General features: G+C 66.8%; 15 protein-coding genes and 1 tRNA gene. 15 read left to right on the top strand and 1 reads right to left on the bottom strand.

Annotated elements, in window-relative coordinates; translation table 11 throughout:
* Positions 1–343 precede the first annotated feature (343 nt).
* From gltB to ACM9NP_RS20675, 7 genes are all read left to right on the top strand, one after another.
* Entirely contained in the window at positions 344–4,840 is a 4,497-nt protein-coding gene (gltB, locus tag ACM9NP_RS20645) for a glutamate synthase large subunit (protein WP_415648408.1), read from the top strand.
* Positions 4,833–6,335 (top strand): glutamate synthase subunit beta, encoded by a 1,503-nt coding sequence (locus ACM9NP_RS20650; protein ID WP_415648409.1) that lies wholly within the window; start codon positions 4,833–4,835, stop codon positions 6,333–6,335. The genes gltB and ACM9NP_RS20650 overlap by 8 nt, the downstream gene beginning before the upstream one ends.
* Positions 6,336–6,366: 31 nt before the next feature.
* On the top strand, positions 6,367–6,771 hold the full coding sequence (locus tag ACM9NP_RS20655) for a hypothetical protein (RefSeq protein WP_415648410.1): 405 nt from the start codon (positions 6,367–6,369) through the stop codon (positions 6,769–6,771).
* Positions 6,772–6,936: 165 nt separating this feature from the next.
* Complete coding sequence (gene pyk / locus ACM9NP_RS20660; RefSeq protein WP_415648411.1) at positions 6,937–8,364, top strand: pyruvate kinase; 1,428 nt, start codon at positions 6,937–6,939, stop codon at positions 8,362–8,364.
* A complete protein-coding gene (locus ACM9NP_RS20665; RefSeq protein WP_415648412.1) occupies positions 8,361–9,257 on the top strand; it encodes an acyl-CoA thioesterase in 897 nt (298 codons plus the stop codon). The genes pyk and ACM9NP_RS20665 overlap by 4 nt, the downstream gene beginning before the upstream one ends.
* 87 nt (positions 9,258–9,344) lie before the next feature.
* Complete coding sequence (locus ACM9NP_RS20670) at positions 9,345–9,794, top strand: RrF2 family transcriptional regulator (RefSeq protein WP_415648413.1); 450 nt, start codon at positions 9,345–9,347, stop codon at positions 9,792–9,794.
* 377 nt (positions 9,795–10,171) lie between these two features.
* Complete coding sequence (locus ACM9NP_RS20675; protein WP_415648414.1) at positions 10,172–11,119, top strand: sulfite exporter TauE/SafE family protein; 948 nt, start codon at positions 10,172–10,174, stop codon at positions 11,117–11,119.
* Between the two features lie 270 nt (positions 11,120–11,389).
* Here ACM9NP_RS20675 and ACM9NP_RS20680 read toward each other — a convergent pair.
* Positions 11,390–11,466: transfer RNA gene (locus tag ACM9NP_RS20680), tRNA-Leu, on the bottom strand.
* 221 nt (positions 11,467–11,687) lie between these two features.
* Here ACM9NP_RS20680 and ACM9NP_RS20685 point away from each other — a divergent pair.
* The 8 genes from ACM9NP_RS20685 to rpsA all read left to right on the top strand — a co-directional run bounded on the left by ACM9NP_RS20685 (position 11,688) and on the right by rpsA (position 22,055).
* Complete coding sequence (locus tag ACM9NP_RS20685; protein WP_415648415.1) at positions 11,688–12,302, top strand: ANTAR domain-containing response regulator; 615 nt, start codon at positions 11,688–11,690, stop codon at positions 12,300–12,302.
* Between the two features lie 333 nt (positions 12,303–12,635).
* Complete coding sequence (locus tag ACM9NP_RS20690) at positions 12,636–13,652, top strand: branched-chain amino acid ABC transporter substrate-binding protein (protein WP_415648416.1); 1,017 nt, start codon at positions 12,636–12,638, stop codon at positions 13,650–13,652.
* 154 nt (positions 13,653–13,806) lie between these two features.
* Positions 13,807–14,742: a branched-chain amino acid ABC transporter permease gene (locus tag ACM9NP_RS20695; RefSeq protein WP_415648428.1), complete on the top strand. Its 936-nt coding sequence runs from the start codon at positions 13,807–13,809 to the stop codon at positions 14,740–14,742.
* Positions 14,743–14,801: 59 nt separating this feature from the next.
* Positions 14,802–15,875 (top strand): branched-chain amino acid ABC transporter permease, encoded by a 1,074-nt coding sequence (locus tag ACM9NP_RS20700; RefSeq protein ID WP_415648429.1) that lies wholly within the window; start codon positions 14,802–14,804, stop codon positions 15,873–15,875.
* On the top strand, positions 15,868–16,725 hold the full coding sequence (locus ACM9NP_RS20705) for an ABC transporter ATP-binding protein (protein ID WP_415648417.1): 858 nt from the start codon (positions 15,868–15,870) through the stop codon (positions 16,723–16,725). Before ACM9NP_RS20700 ends, ACM9NP_RS20705 begins: the two co-directional genes overlap by 8 nt.
* The gene (locus ACM9NP_RS20710; protein WP_415648418.1) at positions 16,709–17,422 is read left to right on the top strand and encodes an ABC transporter ATP-binding protein; all 714 of its coding nucleotides are present in this window, start codon (positions 16,709–16,711) and stop codon (positions 17,420–17,422) included. The genes ACM9NP_RS20705 and ACM9NP_RS20710 overlap by 17 nt, the downstream gene beginning before the upstream one ends.
* 95 nt (positions 17,423–17,517) lie before the next feature.
* Positions 17,518–20,223, top strand: a complete 2,706-nt coding sequence (polA, locus tag ACM9NP_RS20715; RefSeq protein WP_415648419.1) for a DNA polymerase I — start codon at positions 17,518–17,520, stop codon at positions 20,221–20,223.
* 320 nt (positions 20,224–20,543) lie between these two features.
* Entirely contained in the window at positions 20,544–22,055 is a 1,512-nt protein-coding gene (rpsA, locus tag ACM9NP_RS20720) for a 30S ribosomal protein S1 (RefSeq protein ID WP_415648420.1), read from the top strand.
* Positions 22,056–22,083 lie beyond the last annotated feature (28 nt).

Below are 22,083 nucleotides of genomic sequence, written 5' to 3' on the forward strand. Positions count from 1 at the left end.
GGGAGTGGTCGGCTGACCAGGGGTCTGGGGGTAGCCACCCTGGAAGGGTGGAGGCTGAGTCATGTCTTACTTCTCCGAAGGGATTCTCTCGTCTGCGCCGAAACAAGGTAGATGGGGTTAGCACAGAACAAACAGACAATAGTGAACCCCTCTGACATTGTTTCCACAGGTCCTCCCGCAGTGTCGGATGGATGACAGACCACGCCGTGACCGCGCTCGCGTTTCGTCGCCTACACTTGCTAGATCACGGGCCGACGCCGTCCCGTCTTCTTTGAGTGACAGCCGGTATCACACGCTCACGCCGGTTTGAATCCCTTGGCAGACGACGAAGGAGGCCACGCGCGTGCGCTTTCGGCTACCCATAGATTCCGACACCTCGGGCGGTCTGTACGACCCCGCCCACGAGCACGACGCGTGCGGTGTCGCCTTTCTCGTCAACAGCTCGGGTCGCGCCGAACGCCGCATCATCGAGGGCGGCCTGTCCGCCTTGTGTCGCATGGAACATCGCGGTGCCAGTGGTGCCGATCCGAATTCGGGTGACGGCGCCGGCATCATGATCCAGGTCCCGGACGCCTTCTACCGGGACGTCGTCGACTTCGCGTTGCCCGAGGCGGGGCGGTACGCGACCGGCCTCGTCTTCGTTCCGATCGGTGCCCTCGCTCGGGTGCGCGGCATCGTCGACAAGTACGCCATCGCGGAGGGCGCGCGCGTGCTCGGTTGGCGTCGGGTTCCCACCGATCCCGGTTGCCTCGGCCCGACTTCCCGGGCCTCGATGCCCGAGGTGTGGCAGTTGTTCCTCACGGGCGAGGATTCGACGCCGACCGGCCTGGAACTCGAGCGACTCGCGTTCGTGGTGCGCAAGCAGGCGGAGCGGGAGCTGCGCGAACGTGACATCGGCGCGGCGATGATCACGCTGTCCGGCCGCACCGTCGTCTACAAGGGAATGCTCACGCCCGACCAGGTGGGCCGGTTCTACCCGGACCTGACCGACGACCGGGTCGTCTCGGCGCTCGCGCTCGTCCACTCTCGCTTTTCCACGAACACCTTCCCGTCCTGGCCGCTCGCCCACCCGTATCGCATGGTCGCCCACAATGGTGAGATCAACACGATTCGCGGCAACCGCAACTGGATGCACGCCCGCCAGGCCCAGCTCGCGACGTCCGCGCTCCCGGGACGGTTGCGACGTCTCTATCCCGTGTGCACGCCCGGTGCGAGCGACTCGATGAACTTCGACGAGGTCGTCGAACTGCTCCATCTGGGCGGTCGTTCGCTGCCGCACGCGATGCTCATGATGATTCCGGAAGCCTGGGAATCGAACACGACGATGGACCCGAAGCGTCGGGAGTTCTACCGCTTCCACGCGACGGTGATGGAGCCCTGGGACGGACCCGCCTGCGTCGCCTTCACCGACGGGACTCAGATCGGGGCCGTCCTCGACCGCAACGGGCTGCGTCCCGCACGGTGGTGCCGGACGTCGGACGGCCTGGTCGTCCTGGCCAGCGAGTCCGGCGTCGTCGATCTCGACCCCGCCACCATCGTGGAGAAGGGACGGTTGAGGCCCGGTCGTATGTTCCTCGTGGACACCGCGCTCGGTCGGATCGTCTCCGACGACGAGGTGAAGGACGAGCTCGCGGGCGAACGCCCCTACGCGGATTGGACGCATGCGGGGCTCGTTCACCTGGACGCGCTGCCGGAGCGCGAACGGATCGTCCTGACGAAGGACTCGGTGCCGCTGCGGCAGCGGGTCTTCGGCTACACGGCCGAGGAACTGCGGTACATCGTGGCCCCGATGGCGGAGACCGGAGCCGAGCCCGTCGTCTCGATGGGCAGCGACACTCCGATCGCGGGGCTCTCGCAGCGGCCACGACTCCTGTACGACTACTTCACCCAGCTGTTCGCGCAGGTGACGAACCCTCCGCTGGACGCCATCCGCGAGGAGCTGGTGACGTCGCTAGGGCTCACGATCGGTCCCGAACACAATCTGTTGGAGTCGTCGGCCGCCTCCTGCCGCCAGATCGAACTGTCCTATCCCGTCGTCGACAACGACGAGCTGGCGAAGATCCTGTCCATCGACGCCGACGGCGACATGCCGGGCTTCGCCGCCGTCCGGGTGTCCGGCCTGTACAAGGCGCGGCACGGCGCGGACGGGATCAAGGCGAGGCTGGTGGAGATCTGCCGCCACGTCTCGGAGGCCATTGAGGACGGCGTTCGGATCCTGGTGTTGTCGGACCGCGACGCCACCGCGGACCTCGCGCCGATCCCGTCGCTGCTGTTGACGGCGGCGGTCCACCAGCACCTCGTGCGCGAGCAGACGCGCACCAAGATCGCGTTGGTCGTCGAGACGGGCGACTGCCGCACCGTCCACCACGCGGCCGTCCTTCTCGGCTACGGCGCCGCCGCGGTCAACCCCTACCTCGCCTTCGAATCGATCGAGCGGCTCGCCTCCGAAGGCGCGGTCACGGTCGACGCCCGGACCGCCGTCCGCAACTACGTCAAGGCCATGTGCAAGGGCGTCATGAAGATCATGTCCAAAATGGGCATCTCGACGGTGTCGTCGTACTGCGGCGCCCAGGTCTTCGAGGCCATCGGGCTCGACCAGCGGCTCGTCCGTCGCTATTTCACCGGGACTGACTCCCGCATCGGCGGGATCGGGCTGACCGAGATCGCCGCCGACGTCAACCGTCGACACTCCCGCGCGTTCGCGGGCGACCCCGCCGAGACCGGGCTCGAACCCGGCGGCGAGTACCAGTGGCGTCGCGAAGGCGAGGTCCACCTGTTCAACCCCGAGACCGTGTTCCTCCTTCAGCACGCGACCCGCTCCGGACAGTACGACGTCTTCAAGAAGTACACCGAGACCGTCGACGGAATGGCGGCGGAGGGGACGTCCCTGCGCGGCCTCCTCGAGCTCGCCCCAGGTCGCGAACCCATCGACATCGACGAGGTCGAACCCGTCGCCGACATCGTCCGGCGCTTCTCCACCGGAGCCATGTCGTACGGCTCGCTGTCGGCGGAATCCCATGAGACGCTGGCGATCGCGATGAACCGCCTCGGTGGGAAGTCCAACAGCGGCGAGGGCGGTGAGGAGGAGTACCGCCTGGACGATCCGCTGCGTCGCAGCGCCGTCAAACAGATCGCGTCCGGCAGATTCGGTGTGACGAGCCGATACCTCGTCAGCGCCGACGACATCCAGATCAAGATGGCTCAGGGCGCCAAACCCGGCGAGGGCGGACAACTCCCCGGTAACAAGGTGTACCCCTGGATCGCGCGGACCCGGCACGCCACCCCCGGCGTCGGCCTGATCTCGCCGCCTCCCCACCACGACATCTACTCCATCGAGGACCTCGCCCAGCTGATTCACGACCTCAAACACGCCAACGACCGCGCCCGCGTCCACGTCAAACTCGTCTCCGAGGTCGGCGTCGGCACCGTCGCCGCCGGAGTGGCGAAGGCCCACGCCGACGTCATCCTCATCTCCGGCTACGACGGTGGCACGGGAGCGGCCCCCGCCAACAGCGTCAAGCACGCGGGCGCCCCGTGGGAGATCGGACTCGCCGAAGCTCAGCAGACCCTCGTCAAGAACGGGCTGCGCGACCGGGTGACCGTCCAGGTCGACGGCGCGATGAAGACGGGCCGCGACGTCATCATCGCCGCGCTGCTCGGAGCCGAGGAGTACGGCTTCGCGACCGCCCCGCTCATCGTCTCCGGCTGCGTCATGATGCGCGTGTGCCATCTGGACACCTGTCCCGTCGGCGTCGCCACCCAGAATCCGGTGCTGCGCAAACGATTCACGGGCAAGCCCGAGTTCGTGGAGAACTTCTTCACATACATCGCGCAGGAGGTTCGCGAACACCTCGCCGCGCTCGGCCTGCGCAGTCTGGACGAGGCGATCGGCCACGTCGAACTGCTGCGCGCCCGCAGCGACTCGCCGACGGCCAAGACCGCGCGGATCGACCTGTCCGCGGTTCTGTGGCGGGAGGCCGTACCCGACGGGACGGCGCTCCGGCGCACCCACGCCCAGCGCGACGACATCGCGGGAACCCTTGGCGCGCGGCTCATCGACATCGCCGAGCCGACGCTGCGCCGCCGCGAACCGACGACCGTCACCCTCGACATCGCGAACACGGACCGGTCGGTGGGCACCTTGCTGGGCGCCGCCGTCACCCGCGCGTTCGGCGAGAGCCTCGAACCCGGGACGATCGACGTAACCCTGCGCGGCACCGCCGGGCAGTCACTCGGCGCGTTCCTGCCGAGCGGGATCTCGCTGCGGTTGATCGGCGACGCCAACGACTACGTGGGCAAAGGCCTGTCGGGCGGGCGGATCAGTCTTCGTCCCGACGAGCGCGCCCCGTTCGCGGCCGAATCGAACATCATCGCCGGAAACACGATCCTGTATGGAGCGACCTCGGGCGAACTGTACTGCCGCGGGACCGTCGGCGAACGCTTCGCGGTCCGTAACTCCGGCGCGCTCGCCGTCGTGGAGGGGCTTGGCGACCACGGTTGCGAGTACATGACAGGTGGCATCGTCGTCGTGCTCGGCGAGACCGGCCGCAACTTCGCGGCGGGCATGTCGGGCGGGACAGCCTATGTGTACCGGCTCGACCCGGCCAGGGTCAACGGCGAGCTGGTCGATCTCGATCCGATGGGCGCCAGCGACATCGCCGTCGTCGAGCGCCTCCTGAAACAGCATCGGGACGCCACCGGCTCCACCGTCGCCACGTCCCTGCTGGCCGATTGGCCGCGCGCGGCCGGCGGCTTCACCAAGGTCATCCCGGTCGAGTACAAGCGGGTTCTCGCGGAGCGCGAACTCGCCGAGACGAACGAGGAGGTCGACAATGCCTGATCCCCAGGGATTCCTCAACGCCCGTCGGCGGCCCGCGGCCAAGCGGCCGGTGCCGCTGCGTCTCATGGACTGGCGCGAGGTGTACGAACGACCCGACGCGGACGCGAGCAGCCGGCAGGCGTCTCGCTGCATGGACTGCGGTGTTCCGTTCTGCCACAACGCCTGTCCGCTCGGCAATCGTATTCCAGAGTGGAACGACCTCGTGCGCGCCGGCCAATGGGAACGCGCGTCCGCCGAGCTCCACGCCACGAACAACTTCCCTGAGTTCACGGGGCGGTTGTGTCCGGCCCCGTGCGAGGCGTCGTGCGTGCTCGCCATCGGCGACAACGTGGACGAGTACGGCGCCGAGGTCGGCGCCGTCACGATCAAACAGATCGAAGTGGACATCATCGACCGGGCGTTCGAGGACGGCACCGTCACGCCGAGCCGCTCGGTCCCGCCGAGCGGGCGGTCCGTCGCGGTCGTCGGTTCCGGCCCGGCGGGACTCGCGGCGGCGCAACAACTCGCGCGCGCCGGTCACGCCGTCACCGTCTACGAGCGTGACGACGCGATCGGCGGCCTACTTCGGTACGGCATCCCCGACTTCAAGATGGAGAAGCACCACATCGATCGCCGCGTCGACCAGATGGCGGCCGAGGGCGTCACCTTCGTCGTCGAGTGCGAGGTCGGCGTCGACGTGTCCATGAAGGACCTCCGGCGACGCCACGACGCCGTCCTGTTGGCGGTCGGCGCGCTCGAGGGCAGGGACGCCGACGTGCCCGGTCGGCGGCTCTCCGGGATCCACATGGCGATGGACCATCTCGTCGGAGCCAACCGGGTCGTCGCGGGTCGGGCGCCGTTCGCGCCGATCGACGCGAACGGCAAGCACGTCGTCATCATCGGCGGCGGCGACACGGCCGCCGACTGCCTTGGTGTGGCGCATCGCCAGGGCGCCGCGTCGGTCACCCAGATCGACCTGTACCCCGAGCCGCCGCGGCTGCGCGACGACGGACGTGACCCGTGGCCGGTGTGGCCGACGGTGCTGCGCGACTATCCGGCGCACGAGGAGGGCGGTCGGCGCGTCTTCGCGACCGCCACGGCCGAGTTCGTCGGGGACTCCGACGGCCACGTCCGACGTATGCGCGTCAGCGAGGTCACCGTCGACAAGTCCACCGGATCGAGGGTGGTGACACCCGTGGACGGCACGGCCCACGAGATTCCGGCCGATCTGGTCCTCCTCGCGATCGGTTTCGCGGGGACCGAGGACCAGCCCCTGCTTCGGCAGCTCGACCTCGTGCGCGACGGCGGCCGGATCACCTGCGACGGCGGCTGGCAGACCGACGCCGCCGGGGTCTTCGTCGCGGGGGATGCCCAGCGGGGCGCGTCGCTGATCGTGTGGGCCATCGCGGAGGGCCGCTCGGCCGCCGCGGCGATCCACGAGTACCTGGGCGGACACGCGCCGCTGCCGTCTCCGGTGCGCCCGTCGGCGCGTCCGTTGAGCGTGCCCCGAACCTGAACGTCGCGTCGGGGGGCACTACGGTGACGTGGTGCCCCCCGAACCACGCCGTGTCGAGCCCGATGATCCCGACGAGCATCGTCGTCGTTTCGAGGCCGACATCGCGGCGGCGAAGGAGGTTCTCGACCGGGTGCGCATGGAGATGCCGTTCCGTAAGGCGCTGTGGGCGTACCGGCTCTATTACATCGGCATGTTGTCCTGCGTCGGTTCGCTCCTGGTGAGCTGCTTCGACGGTTCCGAATCGCCCATGGTGGTCGTCCCGGTGATGCTCCCGTTGGGGGTCCTCGGTTATCTCTACGGCCGGTTTCAGCTGCGGCACGAGTTCGGACCGTTCCTCGACGGCGCCGACCCGGAGCTGTGGCACGCGCGGCGTGATCGCAAGCACATGTGGCAGCTGGCGATCCTACGCGACTCCTTCATGGGTCGCCTTCACTGAATCCTCCTTTTCGGACTCAACGCGCTTCATCGTGGATCGTGTGTCGCATAGCGCTTTCCGGGCACATTGGGCCGATGTCGCCGTTCGGCCATGTTCTCGACGCTTAATCGCCGTTCACTTTGCGTGCCCGCGTAACCTTCCAGGATTTTTTGTCGACTAGGCTCGGTGCCCGTGACACGTCGCGCGAAGATCGTTTGCACCATCGGACCCGCCACCGCCACCCCCGAGCGCATCCGAGACCTGGTCGAGGCCGGGATGGACGTCGCTCGCCTCAACTTCAGCCACGGCACCCACGACGACCACGCGGCGGTCTACCGCATGGTCCGGGCCGCCGCCGACGACTCCGGACGCGCCGTCGGCATCCTCGCCGACCTGCAGGGACCGAAGATCCGCCTCGGCAAGTTCGAGGGCGGGACCGCGCAGTGGAGCACCGGCGACCACGTCGTCATCACGAGCGACGACGTGCTCGGCACCGCCGAACGGGTCGGCGTGACATACCGCAAGCTTCCCTCCGAGGTTCACGCCGGCGACCGGCTGCTCGTCGACGACGGCAAGCTCGCGCTCGAGGTCCTGGACGTCGACAACGTCGACATCCGTTGCCTCGTGGTCGAGGGCGGCCCGGTCTCCGACCATAAGGGATTGTCACTCCCGAACGTGGCGATCAGCGTCCCCGCGCTGTCCGAGAAGGACGCCGAAGACCTGCGTTTCGCGCTCGGCCTCGGCGTCGACCTGGTCGCGCTGTCCTTCGTGCGCTCCCCGGCCGACATCGACCCGGTCCGGGAGATCATGGCCGAGCGAGGCGCCCGCCGTCCCGTGCTGGCGAAGGTCGAGAAGCCGGAGGCGGTGGACCGCCTGGAGGAGATCATCGACGCCTTCGACGGCATCATGGTCGCCCGCGGCGACCTCGGTGTGGAACTGCCGCTGGAGCAGGTCCCGCTCGTTCAGAAGCGCGCCGTCCAGTTGTGCCGCGAGAACGCCAAACCCGTCATCGTCGCCACCCAGATGCTCGACTCGATGATCACCAACGCGCGCCCCACCCGCGCCGAGACCTCCGACGTCGCGAACGCGGTGCTCGACGGCGCGGACGCCGTCATGCTGTCGGGCGAGACGAGCGTCGGCAAGTACCCGATCGGGACCGTGCGGACGATGGCCCGGATCATCTCGACGACCGAGTCCGGGCATTTCCGCGCGCCCCGTCTGGAGCACGACCCGAAGACGCAGGGCGGCGCGATCACCGCGGCCGCGTCCAGGGTGGCCCGCGCGATCGACGCCAAGGCGATGGTCGCGTTCAGCCAGACCGGCGACACCGTGCGCCGTCTCTCCCGGCTGCACTGCGAACTTCCACTGCTGGCGTTCACCCCCGACCCGAAGACCCGCGCCCAGCTGGCGCTGTCGTGGGGAGTGGACAGCCACCTTGTACCGTTCGTCAACCACACCGATGAGATGTTCGAACAAGTCGACGAGGCCATGATCCGCCTCGGGTCGGCGCGGTCCGGCGACCTCGTCGTCATCGTCGCCGGTTCCCCTCCCGGCACACCGGGCTCCACCAACACGATGCGCGTTCACCAAGTCGGCCTGGCGGACCAGGAATGACCAAGGTGTCGGTGGGGCAGGCCGCCGTCGACGAACTGCTCGAAGTCCTCGACCTGGAACGCATCGAGCGCAACATCTTCCGCGGAGTCGGCCCCCAGGTCGCCCCGCAGCGCGTGTTCGGTGGCCAGGTCGCGGGACAGGCGCTCGTCGCCGCCGGTCGGACCGTCGCCGGTGACCGCTTCGTGCACTCCCTGCACGGTTACTTCGTTCGGCCCGGCGACACCACCAAACCAATTGTGTACCTTGTGGATCGTATCCGCGATGGCCGATCGTTCTCGGTACGTCGCACGCAGGCGCTCCAGGACGGCGAGCCGATCTTCTTCATGTCGGCGTCGTTCCACGTCGGCGAGGCGGGCCTCGACCACGCGCAGGAACCGCCGCTGAACGTTCCCTCTCCGGAGGAGGTCCCGACCCTTCCGCAGCGGTTGGCCGCGCACCCCGAACGCCTCGGGATCTGGGCGCGCACCCCGCGCCCGATCGACGTCCGGTACATCGGTGAATCGGGCTTCGCCGTCTCGGGGGAGCGTCCCGCCTCGCCGAGCCAGCAGGTGTGGATGCGGGCCGACGGCGTCCTGCCGGACGATCCGCTGCTGCACGTGTGCGTGCTGACGTACGCGAGCGATTTGACGCTGCTCGACACGGTCCTCAACCAGCACGGCCAGGTCTGGGGTGCGGGCGGATACCTCGGCACGAGCCTTGACCACGCCCTGTGGTTCCACCGGCCGTTCCGGGCCGACGAGTGGTTCCTGTACGACTCGCGGAGCCCGTCCGCCGCGGCCGGCCGGGGACTGTCGACGGGGCAGTTCTTCACAGCGGACGGCGCGCACGTCGCGACCGCCGTTCAGGAGGGTCTGCTCCGGGCGATGCCCGCCGTACCGCCCGGCGTGCCGTAACGACTGCGGGTGGGCGCCCCGAGGCGCCCCACCGCCGCCTCGGGTGACCGTGGTGGGCGTACTCGCCGAAGTGCGAGACAATGGCGTATGCGCCTTTCTGCTCGAGTCGACTACGCCCTCCGCGCCGCCGTCTCCCTGGCGCGGCCAGAGGCGGAGTGGACCCGCGCCGATCAGGTCGCCACGGCGCAGGAGATCCCCGGAAAGTTCTGCGAGTCGATCCTGCTGCAACTGCGACGCGGGGGCATCGTCGAATCCCGGCGCGGGCCGGACGGGGGGCACCGCCTCGCCAGGCCCGCCGACGAGATCTCGCTGGCCGATGTCATCCGTGCCGTGGACGGCCCTCTGGTCGGTGTGCGCGGACAACGTCCTGAGCACGTCGACTATCGAGGGCCCGCGAGGTCTCTTCAAGACGTGTGGATCGCGTTGCGGGCGAGCGAACGCCGCATCCTGGAGGCCGTCTCGCTGGAGTCGGTGGCGTCGGGGGAGTTGCCGGAGGAGGTCGCGAAGCTCTCGACCGATCCGGCCGCGTGGCGCTGAGCCGGCCGTCGGCCCTGGCCGACGCCCGTGAACGTCCTGAGATCGCCGATCCCCACCCTCCGTTAGCATTTCGGGAACTTTTCATCACCTCACGTGAGGTGTCGACCTTAGAGTTCGCCGTGTCGTCGCGATTATCCGTGATGGACGGACGTTACAACGTCGTCATGGCGCCCGCGCTGCCATTCCCTGGGCCACTTGGGATATCGACATTCATCAAGGCGCGGTCGTTTCGGGGCGTCGGGGGATCCGCTGTGTGGGCGGGGAAGTCTCCGCCGCGACGAATGAAAAAGTCCTCTTAGATACTTGACATTTCCTACTGTTTTAGTCGACTATTGCGGTGAGTCCTGGGCCGTTGGCCCGTCACGACAGGAGCCGTCATGGTCACACTCATACTCATCGCCGTCATCGGTCTGCTCGCCCAACTCATCGACGGTGGGCTGGGCATGGGATACGGCGTCATATCCACGTCTTTGTTGCTGGTCGCAGGGTTGACGCCCGCAGCGGCGTCCGCGTCCGTCCATCTCGCCGAGATCGGGACGACTCTGGCGTCCGGACTGTCGCACTGGCGCTTCGGCAACATCGACTGGAAGGTCGTCCTATTCCTGGCGGTGCCGGGCGGCATCGGCGCCTTCCTCGGCGCCACCGCCCTGTCCCAGTTGTCGACGGAGTCGGCGGCTCCGTGGACCAGTGGCATTCTCATCGTTCTCGGTCTCGTGTTGCTGTTGCGCTTCTCCGGGAGCCTGCCGCCGCTGCGCGTCAATCGGCCCCGCCCGGGGAGCCGATTCCTGACGCCCCTTGGTTTCGTCGCCGGTGCGGTCGACGCCACGGGTGGCGGTGGCTGGGGCCCGGTCGCCACCTCCACATTGCTCGCGTCCGGGAGGTTGGAACCGCGCAAGACGATCGGCTCCGTCAGCGCCTCCGAGTTCATCGTGACGGTCGCGGCGAGCCTCGGATTCGTGCTGAACCTCGGCGGTGAACAGATCCTGTGGCCCGCGGCCGCCGCACTCCTCGTGGGCGGCATCATCGTCGCGCCGTTCGCCGCGTGGCTCGTGAAGACCCTGCCGACCTGGCTGCTCGGGGTGCTCGCCGGTGGCGTCATCCTCGCGACCAACGCCAACACCATTCTGAGGTCCTTCGACGCGCCGACCGGTGTGTTCCTCGCGGTGTTCGCGGCGGTGGCGATCGTGTGGGGCGTCTCCCTGACGATCGCGCTGCGGTCTCGGCCCACGCTGGAGACGTCCGCGGTCTCGTCCGTCGACGACGGTCCCGAGGACCCCGAAACGACCGACGCCGCGAAGGCCGAACCGGAACCGGCCGCCAGTTGACCTGTCTCTCGTCGCCCTGCGGCGCGTTCCGGGCCCGCGCCGCATCGGTGACAACGATGGTGGGACGGCGGGGGAGGTCCGCTGTCCCACCATCACGTGTTATATCGAAACCGAGTGATTCGCTACTGACCCTTATGGAATCTCTCGGCGATCGGGGCGACACGGCGGCGACGACGGCGTACCTTATGGACGTTGATTCCGTCGGACTTCGAGGCGCGAGGGATCGAGCGATGACGAAAGGCGACCACCATCAGGTGGTCGCCTTTCGATTGGTGCCCTGGGTGGGAGTCGAACCCACACTGGATGGGTTTTGAATCCATTGTCTCTGCCAGTTGGACTACCAGGGCGAGCTATTCGTGACGAAGCCCCCGTGCCCGACGGCCGCGGAGGCGTACTCGGCTTATCTTACCCGGCACCGATAGCGAGTTGCGCGGGGTCCGCCCGGTGGTGTCGGGACTGGGACGCACCCCATCTCGGGTCCCCGACCGGTTAGTCTTTGGTCTTGCGCGCGCCGCTCGGTGCGGTGGGCGCGGTTACTTTCACATGCACGGAAAGGTGCTGCGGGCAAATGACGGGCAAGCCTGAGACCGAGCGTCGCCGAGTGCTCATCGCCGAGGACGAGGGGCTGATCCGGCTCGACCTGGCCGAGATGCTGACCGAAGAAGGCTACGAGGTCGTCGGTGAGGCCGCCGACGGCGAGACGGCCGTCCGCCTCGCGGAGGAGCGCCAGCCCGATCTGGTGATATGTGATATTCAAATGCCGATTATGGACGGCCTTCAGGCCGCCGAGCGCATCGTCGCGGCTCGAATCGCGCCCGTCGTCATTCTGACCGCCTTCAGTCAACGCGATCTCATCGCGCGGGCTCAGGACGCCGGTGCGATGGCCTATTTGGTCAAGCCTTTCCAAAAGAGTGATCTTGTTCCTGCGATCGAGTTGTCACTCGCGCGTTTCGCGGAGATGACCGCGTTGGAGCGCGAAGTGGAGAACCTCTCCGAGCGCTTGGAGATTCGCAAGCTCGTCGATCGTGCGAAGGGCTTGTTGATGACGCGTTATGGGATGAGCGAACCGGACGCTTTCCGTTGGATTCAGCGGGCTGCGATGGATCACCGGTTGTCGATGAAGCAGGTCGCGAACCGGATCATTGAGGAATCAACGACGCAGGATACAGCCGCAGAACAGTGACGGATTTGAGTCCATAGTTGCTCTATGTGACGACGGACTCAATACGGTAACGGTTCGTGCAAAATCGCGTTCGGCCCTTTTCATTCCCTTCTGCCATGGGATACCGTTCCGCCTCAGCGGGTGATAGGTCTCACCTGTGTCCTTAGCAACCATGCGTGTTCGACATGGTCAAGGACTGTGTCCGGCTATGCGAGAAGGGCAATGACCGTGAATCGGAAAGTAATGCGGGTGCTGGCGTCCGCGGCCACGGCGGCGGCGCTTGTTGGCACGGTAGCCGCATGTGGTGGTGGCGCCGCCGATGCTGCGAAAGACTGTGAATTCGCCATTGGCTCGATGGGGGCCCTGACCGGGGACAACGCCGGGCTCGGAACTGTGATGCGTGACGGCGCCAAGACCGCCGTCGAGTTGTACAACAAGGAGAACCCCGACGCCAAGGTGTGTCTGGTCGAGGCGGACTCCGAGGGCACTGAGACCAAGGCGCCCGGTGTGGCCAAGAACCTGGCCAAGCAGGAGAACGTTCTGGGCGTCGTCGGCCCCGGTTTCTCGGGTGAGTCGCACGCCGCGCTCCCGATCTTCGAAGAGGCTGGCCTGCCGATCATCTCCGGTTCGGCGACCGACCCGTCCCTGTCCGAGAAGGGGTGGAAGACCTTCCACCGCACGCTCGGCAACGACGCGACCCAGGGTCCCGCCGCCGCCGCGTACATCAAGGACGTCCTGGACCCCAAGTCGGTGTTCGTCATCGACGACAACAGCCCCTACGGAAAGGGCCTGGCGGACGAGGTTCGCAAGGCGCTCGGCGACGTTGTCAAGGGCGACGCCCAGGTTGAGGCGAAGCAGACCGACTTCGGCGCCGTCGTGACGGCCGTCGCCAGCGAGAAGCCCGACGTGGTCTTCTTCGGTGGCTACTACGCCGAGGGTGGCCCGCTGGCCGACCAGCTGAAGAAGGGTGGCGTCGAAGCCACCTTCGTCGGCGCCGACGGCCTGAAGGACGAGAACTTCATCACCGCGGCGGGCGACGCCGCCGAGGGCGTCATCCTGACCTGCCCCTGCATCCCCGGTGAGCAGGCCGAAGGTGACTTCGCCGCTCAGTTCGAGGAGATCATCGGCGAGGCTCCGGGCACCTACGGCGCCGAGGCCTTCGACGCCGCGAACGTCTTCCTGGACGGCATCAAGGACGGCGTGAAGACCCGCGAGGCGATGTTGGAGTACATCAAGTCCTACGACAAGCCGGGCGCCAGCAAGAACGTCAAGTTCACCGAGACGGGCGAGTCTCAGGACGTCGTCGTTTGGGCGTACAAGGTCGAGAACGGAGTCATCGTTCCCGCTCAGCAGATCGAGCTCGGTTCCTAAACCAGGTATCGGTTGACAGTCAGTCAAAGGGGCGCGGACGGCGCGACGGCGCGTCGTCCGCGCCCCTTGACGGATCTAACGGAGTAGATTTGTGAACTTCAATGCCTTCCTGGATTGGTTCGCCCAGCGTTCGGATTACCTGGGTTCCCATTTCATGGAATTGACGACGGGCGGTCTGACCCTCGGTGCCATCTACGCACTGATCGCGCTCGGCTACACATTGGTATACGGGGTGTTGAAGTTGATCAACTTCGCACACTCCGAAGTGTTCATGGTCGGCGCGTTCGCCTCGGTCATGGCATGGGAACTGTTCGGATTGACCGGCTCCACCCCGGCCCCCTCACTGGGGATGTTGGTGGTCTTCCTCATCTTGGGGACCGCCGTGGCCATAGCCGCCTCCGGTGCGACCGCGCTGACCTTGGAACTGGTCGCGTATCGCCCCCTGCGTCGCAAGAACGCCCCCCGGCTCGTCTTCCTCATCACCGCGATCGGCGCGTCGCTCGCCATCTCCCAGGCCGTCGGTGTTCTGACCGGCCACAACAAGTGGAAAGTGCCGAACCTGGTCAGTCCTAATGTCGTCATCAACTGGGACACCGGTTTCATGGGGACGTTGCGACTCACCGATCTCGACATCGGAATCATCCTCGCGGCGCTGTTGATGCTCGTTGTGTTGGACCTGTTCATCAACCGTTCTCGGCTGGGCATGGGCATCCGCGCCGTGGCGCAGGACCCCGATACCGCCGCTCTCATGGGAGTCAACAAGAACCGCGTGTTCATGCTGACCTTCCTCCTCGGTGGCGTCGCGGCGGGTCTCGCCGCGATCCTGTACAACCTCAGGATCGGCAATATTCAGTACGACGTCGGTTTCCTCTTGGGTGTCAAGGCTTTCACCGCCGCCGTCCTCGGTGGGATCGGTAACCTGCGGGGCGCGCTGCTCGGTGGGTTCGCGCTCGGTCTCGTCGAGTTGTGGGGCGCCGGGTTCTTCGGAAACCAGTGGCTCAACGTCGTCGCGTTCGTCGTTCTGGTGATCGTGCTGATGTTCCGTCCGACAGGTCTGCTCGGAGAATCCCTGGGGAGGTCCAAGGCATGAACCAATTCGTCTCGAAGCTCCGCGGCGCGGACGAGAAGCGGGTCAACGGCCTGGCCGCGATGCGGCGTCGTTGGCAGTCCCTGCACTGGGCGTGGCGGACGGCGACCGTCCTCGCGTTCCTGGCCTTCATCTACGCGCTGCCGGACTTGAACGAAGCCGGTGTGTGGCCGATCAACGTGATCAGCACCGACTACGCCGCCGAAGGTTCGGCCTTCGACGACGTGCTCGTGCTGACCGCGATCTACGTCCTCGTGGCCGTCGGCCTCAACGTCGTGATCGGACTGGCGGGTCTGCTTGACCTGGGCTACATCGGATTCTTCGCCGTCGGCGCGTACTCGGTGGCCATCTTCGGATCGCCCACATCGGACGTCGCGACGGCGTATCCGTGGCTCATGTTGATTCCGATCGCCATCGCACTCGCGATGGTCTCGGGCGTGATCCTCGGGCTTCCGACACTGCGATTGCGGGGCGACTATCTCGCGATCGTGACACTCGGCTTCGGTGAGATCATCCGCATCGTCGCCACGAACGTGTCGGTCACCAACGGCAAGGCCGGTATCCATGAGATTCCGCGCCCGCCGGGCGAATGGCCCGACGGGACCCGGATCTTCGGGATCCTCGACTCACGGCCGATGTACTGGCTGTGTCTGACGATGGTCGTCATCTGCATCCTCGGCGTCAAGCAGCTGGAGAACAGCCGCGTCGGACGATCCTGGCTCGCGGTGCGCGAGGACGAGGACGCGGCGAGCCTGATGGGCGTGCCCGCGTTCCGCTTCAAGATCTGGGCCTTCGCCATCGGCGCGGCGGTCGGCGGTCTGTCCGGCGCGCTGTACGCCAGCAAGGAAGGCTCGATGACGGCCGACAGCTTCCCGCTGTTGATGTCGATCCTGTTCGTGGCGATGGTCGTCATGGGCGGCCAGGGCAACACCGCCGGCGTCATCGTCGGAGCCGTGACGATCACCTATATCCCGGAGCGTCTGCGGTTCATCGCGGACGAGCGGTTCCTGGTGTTCGGTCTGGCCTTGGTGCTCGTCATGATCTTCCGTCCGCAGGGTCTGATCCCGTCGCGGCGGCGTGCCGCCGAGATGGCCGATATGAAGGCCGAGGCGAAGGAGGTGAACGTCGTTGTCTAAGGCACTGCTGGACGTCAACCACGTCACGCTGAAGTTCGGCGGTCTGACGGCCCTCAACGACGTCAGTTTCACCGTCAACGAAGGCGAGATCCTCGCCCTGATCGGTCCGAACGGCGCCGGCAAGACGACCTGCTTCAACGTCATGACGGGTCTGTACCAGCCGACGAACGGCGCGGTGCTGTTCAACGGACAGCGCCTCACCGGGCGCAAACCGCACCAGATCACCAAACGCGGCATCGCCCGGACCTTCCAGTCGATCCGGCTGTTCCCGGAGATGACGGCGCTCGAGAATGTCCTGGTCGGCGCGGACGCCCGCGCCAAGACCAGCGTCGTCGGCGCGCTGTTCCGGTTCCCGCGGCACCGGGCGACGCCCGCCGATCGGGAGTTCGCGAATCCGTTCGGCAAGTTCATCGCCCCGGTCTTCGGCGTCTCGCGGCATCGCCGCGAGGAGCGCGAGAGCCGTGAACTGGCGATGGATCTGCTCGAGTTCGTCGGCCTCGAACGTGTCGCCGGTGAAGTCGCGCGGAACCTGTCCTACGGTCACCAGCGGAGGCTCGAGATCGCTCGCGCGATGGCGACCCGACCGCAGTTGCTGTGCCTGGACGAACCCGCCGCCGGCTTCAACCCCGCGGAGAAGGCCGAGCTTCAGGAACTGATCCGACGGATCCGCGATCGCGGCCACACCGTCCTGCTCATCGAACACGACATGCGTCTGGTCATGGGTGTCGCCGAGCGGATCGTGGTCCTCGAATTCGGCCAGAAGATCGCCGACGGCGACCCGACGTCGGTCCGGGAGGACCCGAAGGTCATCGCCGCCTACCTGGGAGAACCCGATGACGACGATGCTTGAGTTGGAGAAAGTCTCCGTCCACTACGGACGAATCGAGGCGGTTCGCGATATCAACCTGAAGGTCGAGGAAGGCGAGATCGTGTCCCTCATCGGCTCCAACGGGGCCGGTAAGACCACGACCATGCGGGCCATCTCCGGCCTGCGCGCCGTCCACGGTCGGGTCCTGTTCAACGGCGACGACATCAGCCGGATGAAGGCGCACGACCGAGTGACGGCCGGCATCAGCCAGTCGCCCGAGGGCAGAGGCGTCTTCCCCGGGATGACGGTTCGCGAGAACCTCAACATCGGTGCGTACGCCCGGCGCGACCGCGTCGCCATCACGGAGGACTTCGAGCGCGTGCTCGATCTGTTCCCGCGCTTGCAGGAACGTCTGAAGCAGGCCGCCGGCACGATGTCCGGCGGCGAGCAGCAGATGCTCGCGATGGGCCGATCGCTCATGTCCCGACCGAAGCTGCTGCTCTTGGACGAGCCGTCGATGGGCCTGGCGCCCATGCTCATCCAGCAGATCTTCTCGATCATCACCGAGATCCGACAGCAGGGCACGACGGTGCTGCTGGTCGAGCAGAACGCCAAGCAGGCGCTCAAGCGTTCCGACCGGGCTTACGTCCTCGAAACCGGTTCCATCACGAAGACCGGAACCGGCGCCGAGCTCCTCGCCGACGACTCGATCAAGGACGCCTACCTCGGCGTCGCCTGACCGCGCCGTGTCGGGAGGCCCGCGACACGCGGGCCTCCCGACACCGCCGCGCGGCCATCGCGGAGCTGTCGGTGGTGGCCGCTAGAGTTTTTCGGGTGACGACATCTCAATCCCGGCTCCTGCTCATCGACGGTCACTCCATGGCGTATCGGGCGTTCTTCGCCCTCCCGGTCGACAACTTCTCCACCACGACCGGACAGTCGACGAACGCCGTCTACGGCTTCACGTCGATGCTGATCAACGTCATCCGAGACGAGCAACCCACCCACATCGCGGTCGCCTTCGATGTGTCGCGCGAGTCGTTCCGGACGGAGCAGTACCCCGAGTACAAGGACGGCCGCACGGCCACGCCGGAAGAGTTCAAGTCACAGATACCGCTGATCCAGCAGGTCCTCGACGGGCTCGGTGTCCCCTGGATCGTCGCCCCCGGCTTCGAGGCCGACGACATTCTGGCCACCCTCGCCCACCAGGCCGACGGCATCGAGACGCTCATCTGCTCCGGCGACCGCGACGCGCTCCAACTCGTCACCGACACGGTCACGGTGCTGTACCCCGTCAAGGGCGTCTCCGAGCTCGCCCGCATGACCCCCGCGGCCGTCGAGACGAAGTACGGCGTCCCGCCCGGGCGATACCGGGACCTGGCGGCCCTCGTGGGGGAGAAGAGCGACAACCTTCCCGGCGTTCCGGGCGTCGGCCCCAAGACCGCAGCGAAGTGGATCGTCGCCCACGACGGTCTCGACGGGATCGTCGCGGCCGCCGACACCATCAAGGGCAAGGCCGGGGAGAACTTCCGCGCGCACCTCTCCGACGTGCTGCGCAACCACCAGCTCAACCGTCTTCTGACCGATGTGGAGCTCACGAAGTCGGTAGAGGACCTGCACTGGAAGGGTTGGGACGCGACCGTCGTCGACGAACTCTTCGACGTGCTCGAGTTCCAGGTCCTCGGCGGTCGGCTCAACAGCCAGCTGCCCCAGTGGCGGCTGGGCGCCCCGCCGCCGCCTTCCGGAAACGACATCCAGGCCGGCGCGGAATTCACCCTCATCGGCGAGGACCAGCTCGCGCCGTGGCTCGTGGAGAACACCAACAGCGAACGCTTCGGCATCGTCGTCGACGGCGCCTTCGCCGCGGGCAGCGGCACCATCACCGGTGTGGGCCTCGCCAGCGCGACACAGGAATGCTGGTTCGACCCGGCGCACCTGTCCGCCACCGACGACACCGCGTGGCGCGCCTGGCTCGCCGACGCGACCGTCTCGAAGGCGATCCCCGACGTCAAGCCGTTCCTCTGGGCCGCCGCCGCACACGGCTGGCAGCTCGGCGGGCTGACCAGCGACATCGCGCTCGCCGCCTACCTGCTGCGTCCCGACCTTCGCTCCTACGCGCTGCCGGCGCTCGCCTCTCGATACCTCGGCGTCGAACTCGGGGCGGCCGAGGCCCAGACGGACCAACCCGTCCTCGCCGGCTTCGACGACCTGGACCCCGACAATCACCGCCGTCAGGCCGCGGCCCAGGGATACGCGGCGACGGCGACCCGCACCCTCGCGGATCGCCTCGACACCGAGCTCCGCGATCAGGCGGGGTGTGAACTTTTGTCTGGTATGGAGCTTCCGGTCGCGGCGTTGCTGGCGGCCGTCGAGGTCACCGGGATCGCCGCCGACACCGACCACCTGGCGAATCTCCAGACGCGTTTCGCCGCCCTGTCCGCCGAAGCCGTCACGGCGGCCCACGCCGCCGTCGATCAGCAGTTCAACCTCCGGTCTCCGAAGCAGTTGCAGGAGATCCTGTTCGACCAGCTCGACATGCCGAAGACGAAGCGCACCAAGACCGGGTACACCACGGACGCCGAGGCGCTCGCGGGCCTGTACGCGAAGACGGGCCACCCGGTACTGGAGGCGATCCTGCGGCACCGCGACTCGGAGAGGCTGAAGCAGACGGTCGACGGTCTGCTCGCGTCGATCAGCGACGACGGGCGCATCCACACGACGTTCCATCAGACCGTCGCCGCGACCGGGCGTCTGTCCTCATCGGATCCCAACCTGCAGAACATTCCGGTGCGGACCGACGCGGGCCGCGAGATCCGTCGCGGCTTCGTCGTTGGCGAAGGCTTCGACACGTTGATGACGTGCGACTACAGCCAGATCGAGATGCGCATCATGGCGCACCTGTCGAAGGACGCCGGTCTCATCGACGCGTTCACCGCCGGCGAGGATCTGCACACGACGGTGGCGTCTCGTGTCTTCGGCGTCGAGGCCGCCAGTGTGGACGCCGAGCAGCGTCGTCGGATCAAGGCGATGTCATACGGGCTCGCCTACGGCCTGTCCGCGTACGGTCTGTCGCAACAGCTCGGCATCTCGGCGAGCGAGGCCAGTGAGCTCATGAACGAGTACTTCGAGCGGTTCGGCGGGGTCCGCGATTACCTGCACACCGTCGTCGCGGAGGCCCGGAAGGTCGGGTACACCGAGACGATGTTCGGCCGTCGTCGCTATCTGCCGGACCTGTCGAGCGACAACCGTCAGCGTCGCGAGATGGCCGAGCGCGCGGCGCTCAACGCCCCGATCCAGGGCAGTGCCGCCGACATCATGAAACTCGCGATGCTCCGGGTCGGCAACGGTCTCGCCGCCACGGGCGCCCGTTCTCGCATCCTGCTCCAGGTGCACGACGAGCTCGTCCTAGAGATCGCGCCGGGCGAGGCGGCGGACGTGGAGAAGCTCGTTCGCGTCGAGATGGGCCAGGCGGCGCAGCTGTCGGTTCCGTTGGAGGTCTCGGTCGGGTTCGGTCGGGATTGGGACACGGCCGCCCACTAGAAACAGTCCACATGCGCGTGGTCGCCGAGGTCTGAACGAGGCCTCGGCGCCCCGCAAACAGGGAGTGATGAAAAACACACCTCGCTCGACTGTGCCCTTCGTCGTCCGTTTTCGTCGGTCTTTGTCGCGAACCGGCGGTGGTACCGGCAGGTAAGGGCGGGTGGGTCACCGCGCTGGCCAGCCAACACGGTAGTCTTGACGACGCATCGTGGGAACCTGTGGCCTCGGCATGGAGTAGGTCTACGTCGTCTTGTCAACGCAGGACGAAAGGTCCCGCACACAAGCACGAGAGACCATCAGTTACCGGAGCACCAGCCCACATGACGAGCAGCATCGAGGCCACCTCGAGCACCGCCGCCGAGAGCGGCAACACGGTCACGGACGACCTCGACACCGAGGAAGCTCTCCTCGCGGCGATCGACGAGACCATTAAGTACTTCAATGACGGCGACATTGTCGAGGGCACTGTCGTCAAGGTCGATCGGGACGAAGTCCTGCTCGACATCGGCTACAAGACCGAGGGCGTCATCCCCTCGCGTGAGCTGTCGATCAAGCACGATGTTGACCCGGCCGAGGTTGTTTCTACCGGTGACCACGTCGAGGCCCTTGTCCTCCAGAAGGAAGACAAGGAAGGCCGTCTGATCCTGTCGAAGAAGCGTGCTCAGTACGAGCGCGCTTGGGGCACGATCGAGAAGGTCAAGGAAGAGGACGGCGTCGTTCGCGGTGCCGTCATCGAGGTCGTCAAGGGTGGTCTCATCCTGGACATCGGCCTCCGTGGCTTCCTGCCCGCCTCGCTGGTCGAAATGCGGCGTGTGCGTGACTTGCAGCCGTACGTCGGTCGTGAGCTTGAAGCCAAGATCATCGAGCTCGACAAGAACCGCAACAACGTGGTTCTGTCGCGTCGGTCCTGGCTGGAGCAGACGCAGTCCGAGGTGCGCACCGAGTTCCTGAACAAGCTCGCCAAGGGCCAGGTTCGCAAGGGTGTCGTCTCGTCGATCGTCAACTTCGGCGCGTTCGTCGACCTCGGTGGGGTCGACGGTCTGGTGCACGTCTCCGAACTGTCGTGGAAGCACATCGACCACCCCGGTGAGGTCGTCGAAGTGGGCAAGGAAGTCGAGGTCGAGGTTCTCGACGTCGACATGGAGCGCGAGCGGGTTTCGTTGTCGCTGAAGGCGACGCAGGAAGACCCGTGGCGCCAGTTCGCCCGCACCCACGCGATCGGTCAGATCGTGCCCGGCAAGGTCACCAAGCTGGTTCCGTTCGGTGCGTTTGTTCGGGTCGAGGACGGCATCGAAGGTCTGGTCCACATCTCGGAGCTGGCGGAACGCCACGTCGAGGTGCCGGAGCAGGTCGTCGGCGTCGGCAGCGACGTCATGGTCAAGGTCATCGACATCGACTTGGACCGTCGCCGCATCTCGTTGTCGCTGAAGCAGGCCAACGAGGCGTACGTGGAGAACGAGGAGCAGTTCGACCCGACCCTCTACGGTATGGCCGCCCAGTACGACGACCAGGGCAACTACATCTACCCGGAGGGCTTCGACTCGGACACGGGCGAATGGCTCGACGGCTACGACGAGGCCCGCGAAGAGTGGGAGCGTCAGTACGCCGAGGCTCGCGCCCGCTGGGAAGAGCACGGTCGTCAGATCTCCGAGCGCGTCATCGCGGACCCGCCCGCCGAGTCGGCCACGGCCGAGCCCGGTGAGCGCAAGTCCACTGGTGGCGGTGACAAGAAGAAGGCGCCGCAGCAGCAGGCCGCCGACTCTGGTCCCGTCGGCACGCTCGCCGCTGACGAGGCGCTCGCCGCGCTGCGTGAGAAGCTCGCCGGAAACTAACGTCTTCGGCGTCGCATAGCGATATCCG

Source organism: Stackebrandtia soli (assembly GCF_965137155.1).
Classification (GTDB): domain Bacteria; phylum Actinomycetota; class Actinomycetes; order Mycobacteriales; family Micromonosporaceae; genus Stackebrandtia; species Stackebrandtia soli.

Bases quoted from the DNA above. Each gene is read 5' to 3' on its own strand.
- ACM9NP_RS20700 (WP_415648429.1), top strand. From the start codon at position 14,802: ATGCGGCGTCGTTGGCAGTCCCTGCACTGGGCGTGGCGGACGGCGACC.
- ACM9NP_RS20650 (WP_415648409.1), top strand. From the start codon at position 4,833: ATGCCTGATCCCCAGGGATTCCTCAACGCCCGTCGGCGGCCCGCGGCC.
- ACM9NP_RS20685 (WP_415648415.1), top strand. From the start codon at position 11,688: ATGACGGGCAAGCCTGAGACCGAGCGTCGCCGAGTGCTCATCGCCGAG.
- ACM9NP_RS20690 (WP_415648416.1), top strand. From the start codon at position 12,636: ATGGGGGCCCTGACCGGGGACAACGCCGGGCTCGGAACTGTGATGCGT.
- ACM9NP_RS20710 (WP_415648418.1), top strand. From the start codon at position 16,709: ATGACGACGATGCTTGAGTTGGAGAAAGTCTCCGTCCACTACGGACGA.
- ACM9NP_RS20670 (WP_415648413.1), top strand. From the start codon at position 9,345: ATGCGCCTTTCTGCTCGAGTCGACTACGCCCTCCGCGCCGCCGTCTCC.
- ACM9NP_RS20695 (WP_415648428.1), top strand. From the start codon at position 13,807: ATGGAATTGACGACGGGCGGTCTGACCCTCGGTGCCATCTACGCACTG.
- rpsA (WP_415648420.1), top strand. From the start codon at position 20,544: ATGACGAGCAGCATCGAGGCCACCTCGAGCACCGCCGCCGAGAGCGGC.
- ACM9NP_RS20675 (WP_415648414.1), top strand. From the start codon at position 10,172: ATGGTCACACTCATACTCATCGCCGTCATCGGTCTGCTCGCCCAACTC.
- ACM9NP_RS20665 (WP_415648412.1), top strand. From the start codon at position 8,361: ATGACCAAGGTGTCGGTGGGGCAGGCCGCCGTCGACGAACTGCTCGAA.